Genomic DNA, 16,973 nt, shown 5'->3' on the forward strand with positions numbered 1-16,973 from the left:
TTTGCTGCCCTGAAGCCGCCTATTTAATGAGTCTGCTGACTGACAACTCACAACTGACAACCGACAACGCTCCCATTGCGCTGAGCGCAGTAAATTTGGTTGCGGGGTACGAACATCGCGTTCTGCTCCGCAACCTTTTTTTGTCGGTACCCGAAGGCGCGTTTGTTGCGATTGTGGGCCACAACGGCGCCGGCAAAACCACCTTGTTTCGGGTGCTTACGGGGCAACTGCCCTACACCGGCCACGTACAGCTGCACGGCCGCGACTTGCAGCACATTCGGCGGCCGGCGGCCGAGGGCATACTGGCCCATTTGCCGCAACGCAACGCCATCAGCTTCCCGATTGAGGTGCGCGAGTTGGTGGTGATGGGCCGCTTCCGGCAGCGCCGCGGCATGCTCGCCGGCTACACCACGCAGGATTACGCCCTGGCCGACGAGGCTTTGCAACAGGTAGGCGCTGCGCACCTAGCGCACCAGAATTTTACCCTGCTTTCGGGCGGCGAGCAGCAATTGGTATGGCTGGCGCAACTGTTGCTGCAAGATGCCCGCCTGTGGCTGCTCGACGAGCCCACGCAGCAGCTCGATGTGTACTACCGCCGGCGCGTGTTTAGCCTGCTGCAGCAGTGGGTGCAGGAGCGTCACAAAACCATCCTCTGCATCACCCACGACCTCGATCAACTGCCTAACCTACCCGGTTACCTGCTTAACCTTTCGGCGCCGGAACCGCAGCTGCAGCCCCTGAGCGAGGCCACCGTAACCGCCGCACGCGAGTGGTTGGAAAACGAAGCTAGCTTACCTACGGTGTACGCCCGGCCCTAGGCCTGCACCAACTGCCGGGCAGCCGGCACCTCGCGCATGCCCGGTTTGCCCCGTAGCACGTTGGCAATCGAGTGCATAAATGGCCAGGGCGTTACAGAGTTCATCACCTGAAAATTCTCGACCCAATTGGTGCGCTCGTCCAGAAAATCGAGGATGCGCTCCACGGGGTTGTTAGCGAACAGCTCGCTGAAAATTTCGCTGGTTCGCTCACCCTCTCGCTGCATGATATCGAGCAACAAGGTGTCGAACAGGCGAAACTGCCACTCGTCGCCGGTAAGGTCGGCAGGCAATGTGCCAGTATTGGCCAGGGCTGTCGTGAGCCGCGCAGCGTGCTGTTGCATGCGTAGGAAGGCATAGCCGGTACTGGCTTTTACGCGGCCACCCCGGGTGCCTAGGTGCACAATGTTGGCGCCGGCGCTTGGCTCGAAGTAGTGGTCGGTCATCGGGATGGCGCCGGCCTCGGTTTCGGCAATGCGGTAGGGCTTGCCGCCCAGGTGTTGGGCCAAGTACTCGCGCAGGGCCTGCTCGTACTCGGCTTGCGGCAGCAGCGTGCCCGAAAACAGCGTGTACTCAATCAAGGCCCGCCGTGGCGAAAACGGCAGCACATACACAAAGCGGCACTCGTGGTGTTGCGGCACCCGAAAATCCATGAACACCGGGGTGCTGGCATCAAAGGCATCGTAATCGGTTTCTACCTCCCAGCCCACAAAGTGCTGCCAGAGGTAGCGCTTATCGGCGCGGCGCTCGGGCTTGGGCGGTCGGCTATCAAAGCCAAACCGGGCGCTAAAGCTACCGGCCGTAGTGTGGGCTACTACGCCATCGGGGGTATTCTCAAGCTGCTCAACGCTGGCTTGCACTAGGGTAAACTGCTCTGGCCGGGCACCTAGGGCTTGCTGCACAAAACGGTAAAAATCGAGGCCGCGCAGGGTGCAGTAGCGGTACCGCCGCAAGGGCAACACCACATCAATCCGTGGGCTCCGAAACGCCAGCTGCCGCCACTCGGCCGCCAGCACGGCATCGTAGGGCGTGGGCTGGTCCGTCCAGAACGACCAAGTACGGTCGTTGTGGCTTTTCTGCTCCGGCTCGAGCAGCAGCACGCGCTTGTGGCGCAGGCGGGTCTCCTGGCTGATGTGGTAAGCCAAGCTCAGCCCGGCCGCGCCGCCACCAGCGAGTAGATAGTCGAAATCAGACCGAGTTGTCGTCACAGGCACAAAAGAACGCAGCAGCCTTGTTTGTTTAAGCCAAGCTACGCACCAATTGCCTAGGTGCGCCCTGGCTCATACGCAACCTTGGCACCTAAAGGCCACTGCCGTCACAAACAAAAGCGGCCCTGGTGCATACCAGAGCCGCCCAAATAGTGCCGTAGCAGCGCCGCCGAGGCTTAGAAGTTCGGCGAGAGCAGGTACTTGCTGTAGAACTCGTCAATGATGCGCACGGCATCCGAGGGGTCGTCTACGATCTGCACCAAGCTCATGTCCTCGGGCGAGATGTTGTGCTCCTCGTGCAGCATCACTTCCTCGATCCACTTGAACAGGCCGTTCCAGTAAGCCGAGCCCACCAGCACGATGGGGAAGCGGCCGATTTTACGCGTCTGAATCAGGGTAATGGCTTCGAAGAGTTCGTCGAGGGTGCCGAAGCCGCCGGGCATGCCAATGAAGCCCTGCGAGTACTTCACAAACATCACCTTGCGCACGAAGAAATAATCGAAGTTGATAACCTTATCGGGGTCGATGTAGATGTTGTGCGTCTGTTCGAAAGGAAGTTCGATGTTGAGGCCTACCGACTTACCGCCCTCGGCGCGGGCGCCTTTGTTGCCGGCTTCCATGATGCCGGGGCCACCACCTGTGATTACGCCGTAGCCGTGGCGTACCAGCTTGGCCGCAATGTCCTCGGCCATTTGGTAGTAGGGGTTGTCGGGTTTGGTGCGAGCCGAACCAAAGATGGATACGCACGGACCGATTTTGGCGAGCTTCTCGAAGCCCTCCACGAACTCGGCCATCACCTTAAAGATCTGCCACGAGTCGGCAATCTTAATCTCGTTCCAGTCCTTATCAACAAACGCCTTGCGGATCTTCTGCTCATCGTCGAGCTGCACGGTACGCTCGCCGTGGGTTTGCTCCCGGATGTCGCTGATCGAGGTAACCTTGTTGTCGTTAACGTCGGGCTGCGTGATGATGCGGCCGCTGCCGGCGTTGTGAGCTTCTTCCTGGAGTTTGGTTTTGCTCGTTTTTTTCAGTTTGGTCATAGCCACGCTGATGAAGTAAGGGGTCTGCCAACGGGCTTGCTCAACCGCACGGTTTCGGGCACGGCAGACCGGGTAGTGAAAGGTGGGAAAAGAAAGGGCAAAAAGAAAGCCGCTCTGCCCCTACGGACACAGCGACCAAAAGTATCGGCGGCCAAGTTAACAATTTGTTAACTTGGCGCTAGCCATATGGTTAAATTGTTAAGCACTGAGCCGCAGCCAAGCTGGCAACTAACGCAACCACCTAGGGCAGAGTTACCGCGGAGCAGAAGACAGCAGTATCCGGGCCGCTCACCTCGTATTATTTCGAGCGAATGGCAATAACGGGGTCCATCATGGAGGCTATTACCGCCGGCACAATCCCCGAAATTACCCCGATCAGCACCGAAAGGCTCAGGCCTAACATAATGCGATTCGCCGACATCGATACTTTCAGGGCATCCTGAGGCACCAAGGTAACCAGCCACACCAAGAACAAGCCCGCCGCACCGCCTACCAGGCACAAAAACACCGCCTCGAACAGGAACTGCGACAGGATAAAGAAGTTGTTGGCGCCAAGCGACTTCTGAATACCGATGATGTTGGTCCGCTCTTTTACCGACACGAACATGATGTTGGCAATGCCAAAGCCGCCCACCAGAATAGCAAACGAGCCAATCACTGCGCCGGCTACGCCAATTACTCCAAACAGCTTGGTAATGGCATCGGCCAGCATTTCGGGGCGGTTCAGGGCAAAATCGTCTTCCTCGCGGGGTTTCAGGCCCCGAATGTTGCGCATGGCCCCGCGTACCTCCGCTTCCAAATTCAGCAGGCCGGGGTCGGTGTCGGTGCCTTTGATGCCGATGGTGGCTTGCGCGCCCCCTAGACTACCGGTGCTCAGGGCAAACATTTTGGTGAAGGCACCTAGGGGCAGCAGGCAGTTGGTGTCGTTGCTGGGGGTATCGAGCAGTTTCTTGCCTTCCTTTTCCATCACGCCCACGATGGTAAACTTCTGCCCTTGAGTACGAAACTCGCGACCTAGGGCCGAGCCGTTGGGGTACAGGTTGTGGGCAATGTCGTAGCCTACCACGGCCACGTTGCGAGCAGCGTCCATCTCCTGTGGCGTAAAGTAGCGGCCCTCCTGTATCGGCACGCTCGATACCTGGCGGTAGTCGTACGTAACGCCTTGCAGAGCAATGCCCTCCACGCTGTTGGTACCGGCCTTGAGCGTGTTGCCGCCGCGCGCCGCAAACACGGCTACGCCGCGGTTGTTCTCGGCCGTAAGCCGGCGCTGCAGCTCCCGAAACTCCCGCACCGAGGGGTTGGGCCGGTTAAAATACTTCCACCAGGGGTAATCGCCGCCAAAGGCCCAGGGCCACTTCTGCACATAGATGACCTTGTCGCCCACGAAGTTCATGCTCTGGCGGATGTTGGCCTCGAGCGAATCGACCACCGTGAACACCGAGATGATGGCGAAAATGCCCACCGTAACGCCCAGCAACGACAGCACCGTGCGCAGCAAATTGGAGCGAAGCGCCTGCCAGGCAAAGCGTAAACTCTCGAATAACAGGCGCAACGATTTCATAGCGGCGAACTTGGGTGTCAGCAATTACTGGGGAAAGGTACAACACCGAAGCTCAGCCAAAGTATTGCCGGGCGTCATCTTTCCGGTGCGCTTTCACGTAGTGAAGGCTTTTCAGATTTCTAAGGGAAAGTAACGATATATCCAAGCCCGTTGCGTACTTTTGCAATCCGAAAATTTTGCGTATTCTCCCCGTTTTCTTGCCTGTTCTAAACGCCGGCCATGAAGCTCTCCGAGTTCAAGTTTGAATTGCCCGATAACCTGGTCGCTCAGCACCCTGCCAAAAACCGCGACGAATCGCGGCTGATGGTGGTGCACCGCGATAGTGGCCGCATCGAGCACCGTACATTTAAAGATATCATCGAGTACTTCGACGATGGTGACGTAATGGTGGTGAACGACACGAAAGTGTTTCCGGCCCGCCTTTACGGTAACAAGGAAAAAACCGGCGCCAAGATTGAGGTATTCCTGTTGCGCGAGCTGAACAAGGAGCTGCACCTGTGGGACGTGCTGGTTGATCCGGCTCGTAAAATCCGGGTTGGCAACAAGCTGTACTTCGACGACGACGGCATCATGGTGGCCGAAGTTATCGACAATACCACTTCGCGTGGCCGCACGATCAAGTTCTTGTTCGATGGCCCGGAGGAGGAGTTCTACAAGGCCCTGCACGACCTAGGCGAAACCCCGCTGCCTAAGGAGTTTATCCCGCGCGACCCCGAAGCATCAGACAAAGAGCGTTACCAAACCATTTACGCCAAGCACACCGGCGCCGTAGCGGCTCCGTCGGCTGGCCTGCACTTCACCCGCGAGGTTATTAAGCGCCTCGAGATTAAAGGCGTGGAAATGGTGCCGGTAACCCTGCACGTAGGCCTGGGCACGTTCCGCCCCGTCGACGTGGAGGACCTCACCAAGCACAAGATGGACTCGGAAAACTTCATCGTGCCCACCGATTCGGCCTCGATGGTAAACCGCGCCCTCGACCACAAAAAGCGCGTGTGCGCCGTGGGTACCACCACCATGCGCGCCATGGAGTCTTCGGTATCGGCCAACGCCCGCCTGAAGCCGACCGAAGGCTGGACGGACAAGTTTATCTTCCCGCCTTACGACTTCAAAATCGCCAACACGCTGCTCACGAACTTCCATATGCCCGAGAGCACGCTCATGATGATGGCCGCCGCCTTTGCTGGCTACGACCTGCTGATCGAAGCGTACCAAACAGCCATTAAGGAGAAGTACAAGTTCTTCACCTACGGCGATGCCATGCTGATTCTGTAAGCAGCACCGCTGGTAGCAATTACCCCGAAGCCCGACCGCGAAAGCGCGTCGGGCTTTTTGTTGCCCCTAGGTAGCAGTTGCCGCAGCTACCTAGGGGCATATTGGGTTGCGGGTATGATGGTAGCGCACTTGCGGGCTACTTTTGGCCAGCCAAGGCCCAACGCAGCCTTATTCCTGCTTATGCCCCTTCCTCGCTTTGCCATTATCGTAGCGGGTGGCACCGGTACCCGCATGGGCGCCGGCCGCCCCAAGCAGTTTTTGAAACTGCAGAACGAGCCCGTGCTGCTGCACACGTTGCGCCGCTTTGCCGCTCCGGCCTTGGGTGTGCAGCGCCTCGTGTTGGTGCTACCTGCCGATCAGTTCGACGTTTGGCAAGAGCTGCACGCCCAGTACGCCCCGGAGTTGCAGCACGAGGTAGTAGCCGGCGGCGCTACCCGCTGGGCCTCGGTGCGGCAGGGCTTGCTGCAACTAGGCGAGCAAACCGAAGGCGTAGTAGCCGTGCACGACGGCGTGCGGCCGCTCACGCCGCTTAGCGTAATCGAAAACACGTATGCCGCAGCCGAGCAGCACGGCGCGGCCATTGCTGCCGTACCGCCCAAGGATTCGGTGCGCGGCTTATCGGCAACGGGCTCGTACGCACTCGACCGCTCGCGGCTTCGCTTGGTGCAAACGCCGCAGTGCTTTGAGTTGGGTTTGCTGCGCCGCGCCTACCAAATGCCCGAGCTGCCCACCTTTACCGACGATGCCAGCGTGGTAGAAGACCTGCACCCCATTCAGCTCGTGCAGGGCGACTACTGCAACATCAAAATCACCACCCCCGACGACTTGCTGCTGGCCGAAGCCCTGCTGCGGCACACCTAGGCCACCAACGCCCGGCACTGCGGCTTGGCTACTAACTTGCGCACCCTACCATTCCCACTCCCGATGTCGAACTACACCTGCCTGCTTTACGAAGTACGCCCCGATGGCGTGGCTACCATCACCCTTAACCGCCCCGACGTATTCAACGCCTTCAACGACGCGCAGAGCTACGAGCTGCAGGATGCCCTGAAGCAAGTAGCCCGCGATGCGCAGGTGCGTGCTGTGGTGCTTACGGGTGCAGGCCGGGCGTTCTGCTCGGGCCAGGATCTGAAAGCTTCGCAGCAAGCGGAGGTTACCAGCGACCGGGCTTTTTATGATTCCCTGCACCAGCGCTACAACCCTATTATCCGGGCCATGCGGGCCTTGCCGAAGCCCATCATCTGCCGCCTCAACGGCGTAGCCGCGGGCGCCGGCTGCTCCCTGGCCCTGGCCTGCGACGCTATCGTGGCGTCGTCGGAGGCTTCGCTGATTGAGGTGTTCATCAACATCGGGCTCGTGCCCGATTCGGGTTCGTCGTACTTTTTGCCGCGCGTTGTGGGGTCGCTCAAGGCTTTTGAGCTTTGCACCCTCGGCTCCAAAGTACCCGCCGACGAGGCCTTGCGCCTAGGTTTAGTAAACCAAGTGGTAGCTCCTGAGCAACTCGACGAGGCGGCTTATGCCCTAGCCTCCCGCTACGCATCGGCGCCTACCAAAGCCATTGGCCTGATCAAGCAAATGCTGAACAAGTCGGGGGCCGCTACCCTCGACGAAATGCTCGATTACGAAGCCTATTGTCAGCAAATTGCTGGTGAAAGCGCCGATTACCAAGAAGGCGTGCAGGCGTTCAGCGAGAAGCGTAAGCCCGTATTTCAGGGCAAATAAGCTAGTTAACCAGCCCTTTACACAGCCTGCTCCGCTACCTCGGAGCAGGCTGTTTTTGTACCAGCGGGCTGCTGCTCCGAGGTCTTTGCAAGGCCACTTAATCTAGCATGTGAGCCTTAGGCAGCATTGCCCAATTATGTAATTCAAAAACTCCGGGCCCATACGTAGCCCTAGCAGCTGCTTTTGCGTACATGCCATCCGCGGCCTGCCTCAGATGCAGGCACGTAGCCAAGCCAAAACCCTACTTATTCTACCCGCTATGGAAAACCAGCTCCAGCAAAACCTCGACAAAATCATGCCCGAGGACCTGGCCCGCACTTTCGAAAGTGCTTACCACGTGATTCAAGGCAACAACGACCACATGGAAGACCTGCTGCGCCACGGCGGAGCACTGCTGCGCAAAGCCAGCCAGCGCTTCACGCCTACGCAGCTGGTACTCGGCATTGCGGTACTGGCCGTTGGTACGGTAATCGTGCTCACTAAGTATTCCGATCAGATTCAGGATGCGATTGAGGACTTGACCGACGACAACGACAACAACGGCCAACAGGGCCGCGGTGGCGCCCAGCCGAAAAACAAACAGCCGCAGCAAGGCCAGCAATAGTCTGTAACAGCCTCTAAGTCAGAAGGCCCGCTTTGGAAAATTCCTTTCCGAAGCGGGCCTTTTTGCGTGTTCACATCATCATGTGATTGCACTTAGCCGTCATTAGCCTGTAATCTTGCATCATAAACAAACCATACGCCACCAATAAAGTACCACACTGCACTGCTATGAAAACCCTTTGCTTCAGCCTGCTCTTCGCCGTTTTGGCCGCTGCTCCCTTTGAGGCCTCGTATGCTGCTTCGGCTACCGCAACCGAAACCACTGCCTCCGTTTCGGCCGATACCAACGAGTTTGGCGGCGGTTATAAGCTCAAGCGCAAAAAGCGCAAGAAAAACCGCTCGATGCGTCGCTACCGCCGCCTGCGCGGTTTGCGCTAGGTTGCGCGCCCCTTTGGCCTGCTTCAGTAAGCGCAATCAGTCCCTTACGGCCCCGGTTCAGGAGAAGATGCCTGATCCGGGGTTTTTATTTCTTTTTATATAATTACTTGTATTTATCTATTTACAATCATTGATTAGCACAACAATAACTAAATACAACACCAACTAACAACCAAACCACCGTATGAAGCTAACCTGCTACGCACTGTTGCTGGCGGTACTGGCCTCTGTGCCGGCCGAAGCCGCCGTTTCCGAAACTCCCGACGCCGCGGCCACGCCCAGTGCCGTGTTGAAAGCCGATGAATTGGGTGGAGGCGACAAGTTCAAACGCAAAAAGCGCAAGAAGAACCGCACCGCCATGCGCCACCGCCGGCATCGTATGCGCATGCGCTAAGCAACCTAGGCCGCGGGCTCCAGCACCGAAGGGTCGTTGTGAGCGGGCGAGTTTACCAGTGTCGTCACGGCATACTCTTTCAGCAAGCCGTCGGGCAACGGGCGCAATAGCGCCTGGTGTTCGGCGGCTGTTGCGTCTTCATCCAGCCAAGCAAGTTCGGCTTCGCGCGAGGGCAAAATCACGGGCATGCGGTTGTGCAACCGCGCCACCAGCTCGTTGGGCTCGGTGGTAACAATAGTGAACGTGGGCACCACCTCGCCCGTGGTGCGGTCGGCCCATTCGTCCCACAACCCAGCAAAGGCAAAGGGCTGCTCGTCGAGGCGCAGAATGCGGTGCGGCACCTTGCCACGGGCCGTTTGCTGCCATTCGTAAAAGCTATCGGCCAGTACCAGGCAGCGGCGGCGCTGCAGCAGCTGCCGAAATGAGGGCTTTTCACCTAGGGTTTCGGCACGGGCATTGATGGGCTTGGCCGCTTGGCGTACCTCTTTCACCCAAGCGGGTATCAGGCCCCATTGCACCAATTGAATTTCGTGCGGTGCAAGGTTGGTAACAATGGGCATGCGCTGCGAAGGCGCGGCATTGTAGCTGGTTGGGGCGGGTTCGGTAAAAGTGGCGTCGAAGCGCTGCTCTACCGTTGGAGCGGGGGCAATAAAGGTGTAACGGCCGCACATAGGAGCATTCAGAAGATTGGCTTTGTCCTAAAACGGAATAACACGGCATAAGATACTTTTCAACTAATAATTGATGAGCTAGCCGTGGTTTTGCTTTGGCCAAATAGTACCTTTACTAAGTCGGAATCAACCTTTTGTACCAATACAAGCTGCACTAGCTTTTTAGCAAGGTTGATTTTGATGTTGCTGCCCGCCCCACCGCTTGCTTCTGCCTATGCCCCAATTTTACTCTTTGCACGAAAGCCCCGGAATTACCATTTCGCACGACAAGCAGAACTGCTGGCTGTACATGCAATGGCTGGGCAACCAAAACGCGGAAAGCATTCGGGAAGGCTGCTTGCTGCTGCTGCATTACCTGCACGAAACAAAGTGTGTGAAGCTGCTTAACGACGACACACACGTAACCATTGCCGCGCAACCCTCGGGTACCGCTTTGAACTGGCAGGCAGAAGAAGTGCCTCTCGAGGGCTCGGCGGCTTGGGTGGGCAGCTCGTTTTACACCATGCTGGCCGATGCAGGCCTGCAGTACATTGCTTGGGTAAACGCACCTAGCGTACTCAACCGCCGTACCGCCGACTTAGCCTTGGCCGTAAGCGAAACCGTGCAGCTATCCGATAACCGCCCGCTTGTTGCCACCTTCGACGACTTGGCCTCGGCGTACGAGTGGCTGCAGAAGCGCGAAGTCAAGCGCACGTTTTCCAGCGAGGTACCGTCGTTCATTCATTAAGCTACTGGTTTACGCTTCGCGCTCGGTGGCGTGCGCATCGGGGTATTGCGGCGGCTCGGCAGCATCGGCACTTTGGTAAAGTGGCCCGCCTGTGCCGCTTTGGCAACCCGCCAGCACAGCACACGCCAACGGTTGCCCGTGGTATAAGCGCTGAAACAATACGGTAGCCCCCCAAGCGGCGGCTGTGGTTGCCACGATATAAATCCAGAGCCCCTGGTAACTACCCGCTGCCACGGCTGCTCCCAGCGAGCGGGCTGGGTTCAAGCTCATGCCCGAATACGGCGTTTCGAAGTAGATGTACAAGGCCAGCAGCACACCCACCAACCAGCCGGTGTACTTCTTGTAACGCTCGGAGTGTAGCGCTAGCAGCAGTACCAGCATCAGCACGAACGTAATCACAAACTCGGCGCTAAAGGCCAGCCACCAGCCGTTAGGGCCGGGCGGTGGGTGCGTCACTACATGATTCACGGCCGGGTGCGCGTACAGCTCGCCCAACACCAGCTTCATGAGCTGCCCGGCGCACACGGCACCCAGGCATTGCGCAAGCACGTACCACAAGGCATCGGCGGTGCTGATTTTACCGAGGTGCCAAAAGCCTACCGTTACGGCCGGATTGATGTGCGCCCCCGAGCGTTTACCCCAGGGGCTGTACACAATGCCCACAATCACCAAGCCCATCAGCAGGCCCATAATACCTAGGCGCAATTGGTGCTGCTCGGCAAACGCCTGCCGCACCCACGATGCCGGGTGCTCCAGCACGACCGTAAACAAGCTGGCACTGCTCAAAAAGAAGGCAATGCCGGCGGCTTCGGCTAAGTAATAAGGCCAATGGCGGCGCAGAGCTGCGCCTAGGTGAAGGGCAACGGACATGGACTGGTGCAGGCAACAACCCTAGCTAAAACGCGGCTCCGGCTGTTGGGTTGAGTGGCAGTGATAAGCTTGCGTGCCGAATTGCCTACTTCCACCGAATCTTTTTGCCGGCGCCTTTCGCCTGCAACCGTTCCGGCACCCGGTCCAGGATGATGTCGCGCAGGGTGGTGAGCAGCGGCAACCGCACAAAGCTGTGGTGCACCACCAAGCTTACCTCGCGCACCGGTTCGGGCGCTGCAAAGCGCTTAATCATGGGATTGTTATTGATTTCATCGAGCACCGATAACTCAGGCACCAAGGTGTAGCCGCGGTTCAGGCGCACCAGTTGCTTTAGGGTTTCGATGGAGCCACTCTCGTAGGTAAAGGGGCGGTTATCGGTGGCTGCAGCGGGCGTGCAGATGTTTAGCACCTGGTGCCGGAAGCAGTGGCCCTGCTGCAGCAGCCACAGCTCGTGCGCTTCTAGGTCGGCGGGCGCTACGGTAGCTTGCCCGTACAGCGGGTGCCCCGCCGATACGTAGGCCAAAAACGGCTCTTCGAGCAGCGGCACCTCTTGCAAGGCACGGTCTTCGAGTGGCGTTACGAGCAAGCCTACATCGAGGCGGTTGTCTTTCAGGCGCTGCACTATCTGCTCGGTTTGCAGCTCCTCTACCTGCACGCGCAGCTGCGGGTGCCGCTCAACCAGCTCTAGCAAAAACAGCGGCACAATGTACTGCGCCAGCGTTGGGATGATTCCTAACCGCAGCTCACCTACCAACTCACCTTTCTCGAGCTGCACGGCCTCTTTGAGTTGCTTCACGGAACGCAGCACCTCGCGGGCATGCTGCACCACCTTGGCGCCAATGGCCGTGGGCTCGATGCCACCTTTTGTGCGGTGAAACAACAGCACGCCGAGTTCATCTTCCAGCTTTTGCACCTGCATGCTGAGCGTGGGCTGCGACACGAAGCATTTCTCCGCTGCCAGCACAAATTGGCGGTGCGTGTCGAGGGATACTAGGTACTCAAGCTGTTGCAGCGTCATCGGCCTAGGGCTGTGTTCTTATATTATATTTATTAATACTCAAATCAAAATTATCGATTTTACTTATAAAACCCAGCCATTCACCTTTGCAGTGTTCCTCAACAGTAAAACGTTGCCACCCATGGCCGATCAAACCAACTCGAACAAACTGACGACTGCCTCGGGCCGTCCTATCTGGGACAACCAAAACTCTGTATCGGTAGGCCAGCGCGGCCCTTTACTGCTGCAAGACTACCTGCTGCACGAAAAGTTGGCCCACTTCAACCGCGAGCGTTTGCCCGAGCGCGTAGTGCACGCCAAAGGCTCGGGCGCTTACGGCACCTTTACTGTAACGCACGATTTGACGCGCTATACCCGCGCCAAACTGTTTTCGGAAGTTGGTAAGCAAACGCGCGTGTTTCTGCGCTTCAGCACCGTAGGGGGCGAAAAGGGCTCGGCCGACACCGAACGCGACCCGCGCGGTTTCGCCGTGAAGTTTTACACCGAAGACGGCAACTGGGACTTGGTGGGCAATAACACGCCGGTGTTCTTCATCAAAGAACCGGTGAAGTTTCCCGACTTCATCCATACCCAAAAGCGCGACCCGTTTACCAACTGCAAGTCGCCCACGGCCATGTGGGACTTCTGGAGCCTGAACCCCGAATCGTTGCATCAGGTGCTCATTCTGATGTCGGACCGCGGCACGCCCTACGGCTACCGCCACATGCACGGCTTCGGCTCGCACACGTTCTCGTTTATCAACCAAGATAACGAGCGCGTGTACGTGAAATTCCACTTTATCACGCAGCAAGGCATCAAGAACTTCTCGGCCGAAGAAGCTACCGCAATGAAGGGCCTCGACCCCGACTTTGCGCAGCGCGACCTAGTAGAAGCCATTGAGCGCGGCGACTTCCCGCGCTGGACGCTGAAGGTGCAGATCATGACCGAGGAGCAAGCCGCCGCGTTCCGCTGGAACCCCTTCGACCTAACCAAGGTGTGGCCCAAGGCCGATTTCCCGCTGCACGAGCTGGGCGTGCTGGAGCTGAACGAAAACCCCGTGAACTACCACGCCCACGTAGAGCAATCGGCGTTTGCACCGGCGCACGTGGTGGATGGCATTGGCTACTCGCCCGACCGCATGCTGCAGGGCCGCATTCTCTCCTATCCCGATGCGCAGCGCTACCGCCTAGGTGGCAACTACGAGCAACTGCCCGTGAACCGCTGCCCCTACGCCACCAACAACTACCAGCGCGACGGCCTGATGGCCTTGGGCGACAACGGCGGTGCCGGCCCGAACTACTTCCCGAACTCGTTCGGCGGCCCGCAGGAAGACCGCACCGTGGGCGAGCCCGCCGAGCACCTCGCGGGCTTGGCTGCCCGCCACGACCGCAACTCCCCCGGCGAAGACGACCACTACACGCAGCCCGGCAACTTCTACCGCCTGCTCGACCTAGGCGCGCAGCAGCGCCTGGTGCAAAACATCGTGGGCGCCATGAGCGGCATTGCCGGCCCCAAGCGCGACGAAATCATTAACCGCCAGCTTTGCCACTTCTTCCGCGCCGACCTAGGCCTCGGAATGGCCGTTGCCCAGAGCCTGGGCGTGAATATCTCGATGCCGGCCCACCCCGCCCCGGCCGAAAGTGCAACCGTGTAAGGGTTGTAAATACATCGGTTTAAGTAAACTCATTGCACGGAAAAAGCCAGCTTCCCTAGGGAAGCCGGCTTTTCTTCTTTCTATGCAAGCCCTACTGCAACGGAATGCCGAAAGCCTTGGCCATTACCAGCGGATTGAAGTACTCGGTGTACTCCACGATGCGCCCATCCTGTAGGCGGAAGGTGCCGAGGTAATCGTTCTCGTACTTGCCGCCCGCTTTGATGTCGATTTCGCCGCGGAACTGCACGAAGAGAAAATTGGGGTCGTCGGTGGCGTAGATGGTGCGAGGGAAGCGCATTTGCCCAAACTGCTGCGGCAACGAGCTATACTGCCGGTAAATGGCCTCGCTGCCATCGAAGCTGGGTGGGAAGCCCGCAGGCACGTATGGATTGAGCTGCCGGCCGTGTTCGGCGAATACTTCGCGCAGCAACTCAAATTGCTGCGTTTCGAGGGCCGTGAAGAAGGTATCGACTACGTGCTTGTTGCGCTGTACCAACTCCGTATCGGCGGTGAGTAGTTCGGCTTGCGTTTCCATAAGACTGGTTCAAGTGATGAAATTAAGTGTTAGGGGGCGGGTCCTATCCCAGTAGTGGAACGGCCTGTTTAGCCCGCTCGATGGCCAGCTTCGGTAGCTCTAGGTTGCCGTCCTGATACTTGAAGTTGAAAGTCATCTGATCTGCTTTCCAAGTGTCGCCCAAGCGCACCAGATGCAAGTGGTAAGTGCCTACCACTGTCCACACGCTACCGCCAATGGGCTGCGGCAGATAGTGCGTGGCCGTGCCGTAGCAGAACACAGTGGCTTCGTCGGCGCTGAGCTGCACGTCGAAATTGCCGAGCTGGTGGTGGGTGTGCTCGAAGCCGGGCAGTATACCCTGCCAGCTTTCTACGACTTGCGCGGGCGTGAGCGTAGCTGGTTCGCCACCGCTCATGGAGCTGTAATCGAGCAGTACTTCCGGCGCGAAAGCAGCTTGCACGCGATTCCAGTCGTGTTCATCGGCCCCGATAAAGATGTCCAGAGTGGTTGTGGTAACGGCGGCGGTACTCATAAGAGAAATGATTGACGGCTGGCTTTGGCAAAGTTTTGCAATTGGGGAAGGCAGCTTCCGCGGCGTTCGGGCCGGCTACGTCAACACCGCCTCGGGATGCAGCACGCGCTTATAGTGGTCGGTGATAATGCGAGCAGAGCGGTGCACGTAAGGTTCTTGGTCGTAGAACTGAGTATGCTCACCAGTGGTCCAGTGCAGGTCTTTCTCGGTGCTGCCCAGCTCCTCAAAGAAGCGCTTCACGTTCTGCGGCAGGGCCGAGCCGTCGGAATGCACCATCTGTACGGGTACTTTAATGGCCTTGGCTGGGGCTATGGCATCCATGGTCAGCCATTCGCGCCAGCTCAACACCGCAAATTGATTATGCCAGCTGGGCACGCGTCCCCGTTCGGGATTGGCGTAGTAGTCGATGGGGAAGAACATGGCCGCGCCGCTGCCTTCGGCAGGGTCGTAGGCGGCTACGTAGTCCATGTCACCAGTTTGCTCGTACTTGGCCTCGGCCTGCTCGGCGAACTTCAGCCGCTGCTCTACGCCTTCAGCACCGCCGTAGAAAAGGGGCGTAGTATCGGGGTGCTGCAACCAAGCGGCCACTGTGCCCACGGCTTTGATGCGGTCATCTTGCGCTGCTGCAAAAGCCACTACGCTGGCGCCAGCGCACACGCCCAAGATTCCAATCTGCTCCGGATCTATCACGCCCGCGAGCGTTTGGAGGAAGCTGACGGCGTGGTGCAGGTCGCGCACTTTGGCTAGGGTCGATTCCAGCTGCCGGGGCTCCCCGCCGCTTTCGCCGTAGAAGCGGAAGTCGAAGGCCAGCGAGGCTAGGCCCTGTTTCGCAAGTTCGCGGCCGTAGCGGTAGCCAATTTGTTCCTTTACCTGCGTCCAGGGGCCGCACACTACCACGGCCGCCAAGGGCGTACCCGGCTGGTACACCGCGGGCAAAAACAAGGTTCCAATCAGCGTTTCGCCTTCGCTGCTGAAGCTGACGGCGTTCGGGCCGGGCTGGTAGTTAAGGATTTGCATGGGGCTGATGCGTTGCGTGAACGAACACTGCAAAGGAGCACCAATCAGCAGCTCGAGGGGTAACGAAAATCAACGCAGCTATGACCGGTTTCAACGCACCGCGTGCTGCCCGCGGAACTGCAGCGGCGTGTGACCGGTATGCTTCTTGAAAAAGCCCACAAAATGGGTCGGCTCGGAGAAATGCAGGCGGTACGCCACTTCTTTCACGCTCAGTGTGGTACTGATCAATAAGCTCTTGGCCGAAGTCACGACGGCCTCTTGCACTAGCTGCGAGGCCGTTTTGCCGGTAATGCGCTTGGCTACGGTGTTCAGGTGGTTGGGGTGGATGCAGAGCTGCTCGGCGTAATACGACGGCGACCGGACGGCCTCGGAGCCGGCACTCTCGGCCAAGTTGCGCCCCAGCAGTTGCTGCAGGCGGGCAATGAGCTGCACGTCGGCGGCGCGGTTTTCCTGGGTGCGCGGCTCGGCCGGGTGCAGGCGGCTAAACTGCCGGCGCACGTGCAGCAGGAGCAGGTGCGCATACCCAACCAATAGAGCATGCTGATCGGCGTAATCGGCGTGGTATTCGGTCCAGAGCTGCCCAAAAAGTGCATCCAGAAATTGTGCTTCAGGCGTGGGCACGTGCAGCGGTTCGGTCCTGTCGAGGCATAGAAAAGGAAATTCGGTAAGCAGGTTGGGGCCGGTGGGCAGGCTGCGGGCAAATTCCTCATCGAACATTATGTACCAACCTTCCCAATCAGACTCAATGTCCCAACCGATAATTTGATAGGGCGTGTTAAAAAACATGTTGGCTTGCACTAGGCGACCGTTTACCTGCCGGTTGCTGCCTTGCCAGCGTAGCGCAACTGCGTAGAAGGCGTGCCGAAACGGCGGCTGGTGCCGGTTGACGGTGCGCATGTTGTCGGCAAAACGCCGGATGTCAAAATGCTCGAACCGGGGCACCGGAATATTGATATGGCGGCAATAGCCGCTGAGCGTTGTGACGTGGTGCATGCTCC

Annotated in this window: 19 protein-coding genes; 9 read left to right on the top strand and 10 right to left on the bottom strand. The window is 58.5% G+C overall.

Annotation, left to right across the window (positions count from 1 at the left end):
- Positions 1 to 26: 26 nt before the first annotated feature.
- Positions 27 to 818 (top strand): ABC transporter ATP-binding protein, encoded by a 792-nt coding sequence (locus tag ASU33_RS00185; RefSeq protein WP_078062739.1) that lies wholly within the window; start codon positions 27 to 29, stop codon positions 816 to 818.
- Here ASU33_RS00185 and ASU33_RS00190 read toward each other — a convergent pair.
- The 3 genes from ASU33_RS00190 to ASU33_RS00200 form a co-directional block, all read right to left on the bottom strand.
- A complete protein-coding gene (locus tag ASU33_RS00190; RefSeq protein ID WP_160328099.1) occupies positions 815 to 2,023 on the bottom strand; it encodes a lycopene cyclase family protein in 1,209 nt (402 codons plus the stop codon). The two genes, ASU33_RS00185 and ASU33_RS00190, sit on opposite strands and share 4 nt — an antisense overlap.
- 176 nt (positions 2,024 to 2,199) lie before the next feature.
- Positions 2,200 to 3,063, bottom strand: a complete 864-nt coding sequence (locus ASU33_RS00195) for an LOG family protein (protein ID WP_078062741.1) — start codon at positions 3,061 to 3,063, stop codon at positions 2,200 to 2,202.
- A gap of 298 nt (positions 3,064 to 3,361) precedes the next feature.
- Positions 3,362 to 4,624, bottom strand: a complete 1,263-nt coding sequence (locus tag ASU33_RS00200) for an ABC transporter permease (protein WP_059066952.1) — start codon at positions 4,622 to 4,624, stop codon at positions 3,362 to 3,364.
- A 219-nt stretch (positions 4,625 to 4,843) separates the two neighbouring features.
- Here ASU33_RS00200 and queA point away from each other — a divergent pair, with 219 nt between their 5' ends.
- From queA to ASU33_RS00230, 6 genes are all read left to right on the top strand, one after another.
- Positions 4,844 to 5,896 (top strand): tRNA preQ1(34) S-adenosylmethionine ribosyltransferase-isomerase QueA, encoded by a 1,053-nt coding sequence (gene queA / locus ASU33_RS00205; RefSeq protein ID WP_059066954.1) that lies wholly within the window; start codon positions 4,844 to 4,846, stop codon positions 5,894 to 5,896.
- A 180-nt stretch (positions 5,897 to 6,076) separates the two neighbouring features.
- The gene (locus ASU33_RS00210) at positions 6,077 to 6,757 is read left to right on the top strand and encodes a 2-C-methyl-D-erythritol 4-phosphate cytidylyltransferase (RefSeq protein ID WP_059067026.1); all 681 of its coding nucleotides are present in this window, start codon (positions 6,077 to 6,079) and stop codon (positions 6,755 to 6,757) included.
- A gap of 63 nt (positions 6,758 to 6,820) precedes the next feature.
- On the top strand, positions 6,821 to 7,618 hold the full coding sequence (locus ASU33_RS00215) for an enoyl-CoA hydratase-related protein (RefSeq protein WP_059066957.1): 798 nt from the start codon (positions 6,821 to 6,823) through the stop codon (positions 7,616 to 7,618).
- A 259-nt stretch (positions 7,619 to 7,877) separates the two neighbouring features.
- A complete protein-coding gene (locus tag ASU33_RS00220) occupies positions 7,878 to 8,222 on the top strand; it encodes a hypothetical protein (RefSeq protein ID WP_059066959.1) in 345 nt (114 codons plus the stop codon).
- 167 nt (positions 8,223 to 8,389) lie between these two features.
- Positions 8,390 to 8,599, top strand: a complete 210-nt coding sequence (locus tag ASU33_RS00225; RefSeq protein ID WP_059066961.1) for a hypothetical protein — start codon at positions 8,390 to 8,392, stop codon at positions 8,597 to 8,599.
- Between the two features lie 184 nt (positions 8,600 to 8,783).
- Complete coding sequence (locus ASU33_RS00230; protein ID WP_059066964.1) at positions 8,784 to 8,993, top strand: hypothetical protein; 210 nt, start codon at positions 8,784 to 8,786, stop codon at positions 8,991 to 8,993.
- 5 nt (positions 8,994 to 8,998) lie between these two features.
- On the opposite strand, the gene ASU33_RS00235 is transcribed toward ASU33_RS00230, so the two are convergent.
- A complete protein-coding gene (locus ASU33_RS00235) occupies positions 8,999 to 9,664 on the bottom strand; it encodes an SOS response-associated peptidase (RefSeq protein WP_059066966.1) in 666 nt (221 codons plus the stop codon).
- Between the two features lie 214 nt (positions 9,665 to 9,878).
- Here ASU33_RS00235 and ASU33_RS00240 point away from each other — a divergent pair, with 214 nt between their 5' ends.
- The gene (locus tag ASU33_RS00240) at positions 9,879 to 10,391 is read left to right on the top strand and encodes a hypothetical protein (RefSeq protein ID WP_059066968.1); all 513 of its coding nucleotides are present in this window, start codon (positions 9,879 to 9,881) and stop codon (positions 10,389 to 10,391) included.
- A 9-nt stretch (positions 10,392 to 10,400) separates the two neighbouring features.
- Here ASU33_RS00240 and ASU33_RS00245 read toward each other — a convergent pair whose 3' ends face one another.
- The gene (locus tag ASU33_RS00245; protein ID WP_059066971.1) at positions 10,401 to 11,261 is read right to left on the bottom strand and encodes an MIP/aquaporin family protein; all 861 of its coding nucleotides are present in this window, start codon (positions 11,259 to 11,261) and stop codon (positions 10,401 to 10,403) included.
- A gap of 85 nt (positions 11,262 to 11,346) precedes the next feature.
- Positions 11,347 to 12,279 (bottom strand): LysR substrate-binding domain-containing protein, encoded by a 933-nt coding sequence (locus ASU33_RS00250; RefSeq protein ID WP_059066972.1) that lies wholly within the window; start codon positions 12,277 to 12,279, stop codon positions 11,347 to 11,349.
- 121 nt (positions 12,280 to 12,400) lie between these two features.
- Between ASU33_RS00250 and ASU33_RS00255 the strand changes: the two genes are divergently transcribed.
- Positions 12,401 to 13,912 (top strand): catalase, encoded by a 1,512-nt coding sequence (locus ASU33_RS00255; RefSeq protein WP_059066974.1) that lies wholly within the window; start codon positions 12,401 to 12,403, stop codon positions 13,910 to 13,912.
- Between the two features lie 91 nt (positions 13,913 to 14,003).
- Here the strand turns inward: ASU33_RS00255 and ASU33_RS00260 are convergent, their stop codons facing one another.
- The 4 genes from ASU33_RS00260 to ASU33_RS00275 all read right to left on the bottom strand — a co-directional run bounded on the left by ASU33_RS00260 (position 14,004) and on the right by ASU33_RS00275 (position 16,968).
- Positions 14,004 to 14,447 (bottom strand): nuclear transport factor 2 family protein, encoded by a 444-nt coding sequence (locus ASU33_RS00260; protein WP_059066976.1) that lies wholly within the window; start codon positions 14,445 to 14,447, stop codon positions 14,004 to 14,006.
- Positions 14,448 to 14,490: 43 nt separating this feature from the next.
- Positions 14,491 to 14,958 carry a nuclear transport factor 2 family protein gene (locus ASU33_RS00265; protein ID WP_059066978.1) on the bottom strand — a complete coding sequence of 156 codons (468 nt, stop codon included), beginning with the start codon at positions 14,956 to 14,958 and terminating at the stop codon, positions 14,491 to 14,493.
- Positions 14,959 to 15,033: 75 nt separating this feature from the next.
- Complete coding sequence (locus ASU33_RS00270) at positions 15,034 to 15,975, bottom strand: alpha/beta hydrolase (protein WP_059066981.1); 942 nt, start codon at positions 15,973 to 15,975, stop codon at positions 15,034 to 15,036.
- 90 nt (positions 15,976 to 16,065) lie between these two features.
- The gene (locus ASU33_RS00275) at positions 16,066 to 16,968 is read right to left on the bottom strand and encodes a helix-turn-helix domain-containing protein (RefSeq protein ID WP_059066983.1); all 903 of its coding nucleotides are present in this window, start codon (positions 16,966 to 16,968) and stop codon (positions 16,066 to 16,068) included.
- Between the last annotated feature and the right edge of the window lie 5 nt (positions 16,969 to 16,973).

The organism is Solirubrum puertoriconensis (assembly GCF_001483135.1).
GTDB classification, from domain to species: domain Bacteria; phylum Bacteroidota; class Bacteroidia; order Cytophagales; family Hymenobacteraceae; genus Solirubrum; species Solirubrum puertoriconensis.

Coding starts and splice junctions, on each gene's coding strand:
- ASU33_RS00210 (WP_059067026.1), top strand. CDS start 6,077: ATGCCCCTTCCTCGCTTTGCCATTATCGTAGCGGGTGGCACCGGTACC.
- ASU33_RS00200 (WP_059066952.1), bottom strand. CDS start 4,624: ATGAAATCGTTGCGCCTGTTATTCGAGAGTTTACGCTTTGCCTGGCAG.
- ASU33_RS00260 (WP_059066976.1), bottom strand. CDS start 14,447: ATGGAAACGCAAGCCGAACTACTCACCGCCGATACGGAGTTGGTACAG.
- ASU33_RS00235 (WP_059066966.1), bottom strand. CDS start 9,664: ATGTGCGGCCGTTACACCTTTATTGCCCCCGCTCCAACGGTAGAGCAG.
- ASU33_RS00265 (WP_059066978.1), bottom strand. CDS start 14,958: ATGAGTACCGCCGCCGTTACCACAACCACTCTGGACATCTTTATCGGG.
- ASU33_RS00255 (WP_059066974.1), top strand. CDS start 12,401: ATGGCCGATCAAACCAACTCGAACAAACTGACGACTGCCTCGGGCCGT.
- ASU33_RS00195 (WP_078062741.1), bottom strand. CDS start 3,063: ATGACCAAACTGAAAAAAACGAGCAAAACCAAACTCCAGGAAGAAGCT.
- ASU33_RS00245 (WP_059066971.1), bottom strand. CDS start 11,261: ATGTCCGTTGCCCTTCACCTAGGCGCAGCTCTGCGCCGCCATTGGCCT.
- ASU33_RS00220 (WP_059066959.1), top strand. CDS start 7,878: ATGGAAAACCAGCTCCAGCAAAACCTCGACAAAATCATGCCCGAGGAC.
- ASU33_RS00240 (WP_059066968.1), top strand. CDS start 9,879: ATGCCCCAATTTTACTCTTTGCACGAAAGCCCCGGAATTACCATTTCG.
- ASU33_RS00275 (WP_059066983.1), bottom strand. CDS start 16,968: ATGCACCACGTCACAACGCTCAGCGGCTATTGCCGCCATATCAATATT.
- ASU33_RS00225 (WP_059066961.1), top strand. CDS start 8,390: ATGAAAACCCTTTGCTTCAGCCTGCTCTTCGCCGTTTTGGCCGCTGCT.
- queA (WP_059066954.1), top strand. CDS start 4,844: ATGAAGCTCTCCGAGTTCAAGTTTGAATTGCCCGATAACCTGGTCGCT.
- ASU33_RS00270 (WP_059066981.1), bottom strand. CDS start 15,975: ATGCAAATCCTTAACTACCAGCCCGGCCCGAACGCCGTCAGCTTCAGC.
- ASU33_RS00230 (WP_059066964.1), top strand. CDS start 8,784: ATGAAGCTAACCTGCTACGCACTGTTGCTGGCGGTACTGGCCTCTGTG.
- ASU33_RS00185 (WP_078062739.1), top strand. CDS start 27: ATGAGTCTGCTGACTGACAACTCACAACTGACAACCGACAACGCTCCC.
- ASU33_RS00215 (WP_059066957.1), top strand. CDS start 6,821: ATGTCGAACTACACCTGCCTGCTTTACGAAGTACGCCCCGATGGCGTG.
- ASU33_RS00250 (WP_059066972.1), bottom strand. CDS start 12,279: ATGACGCTGCAACAGCTTGAGTACCTAGTATCCCTCGACACGCACCGC.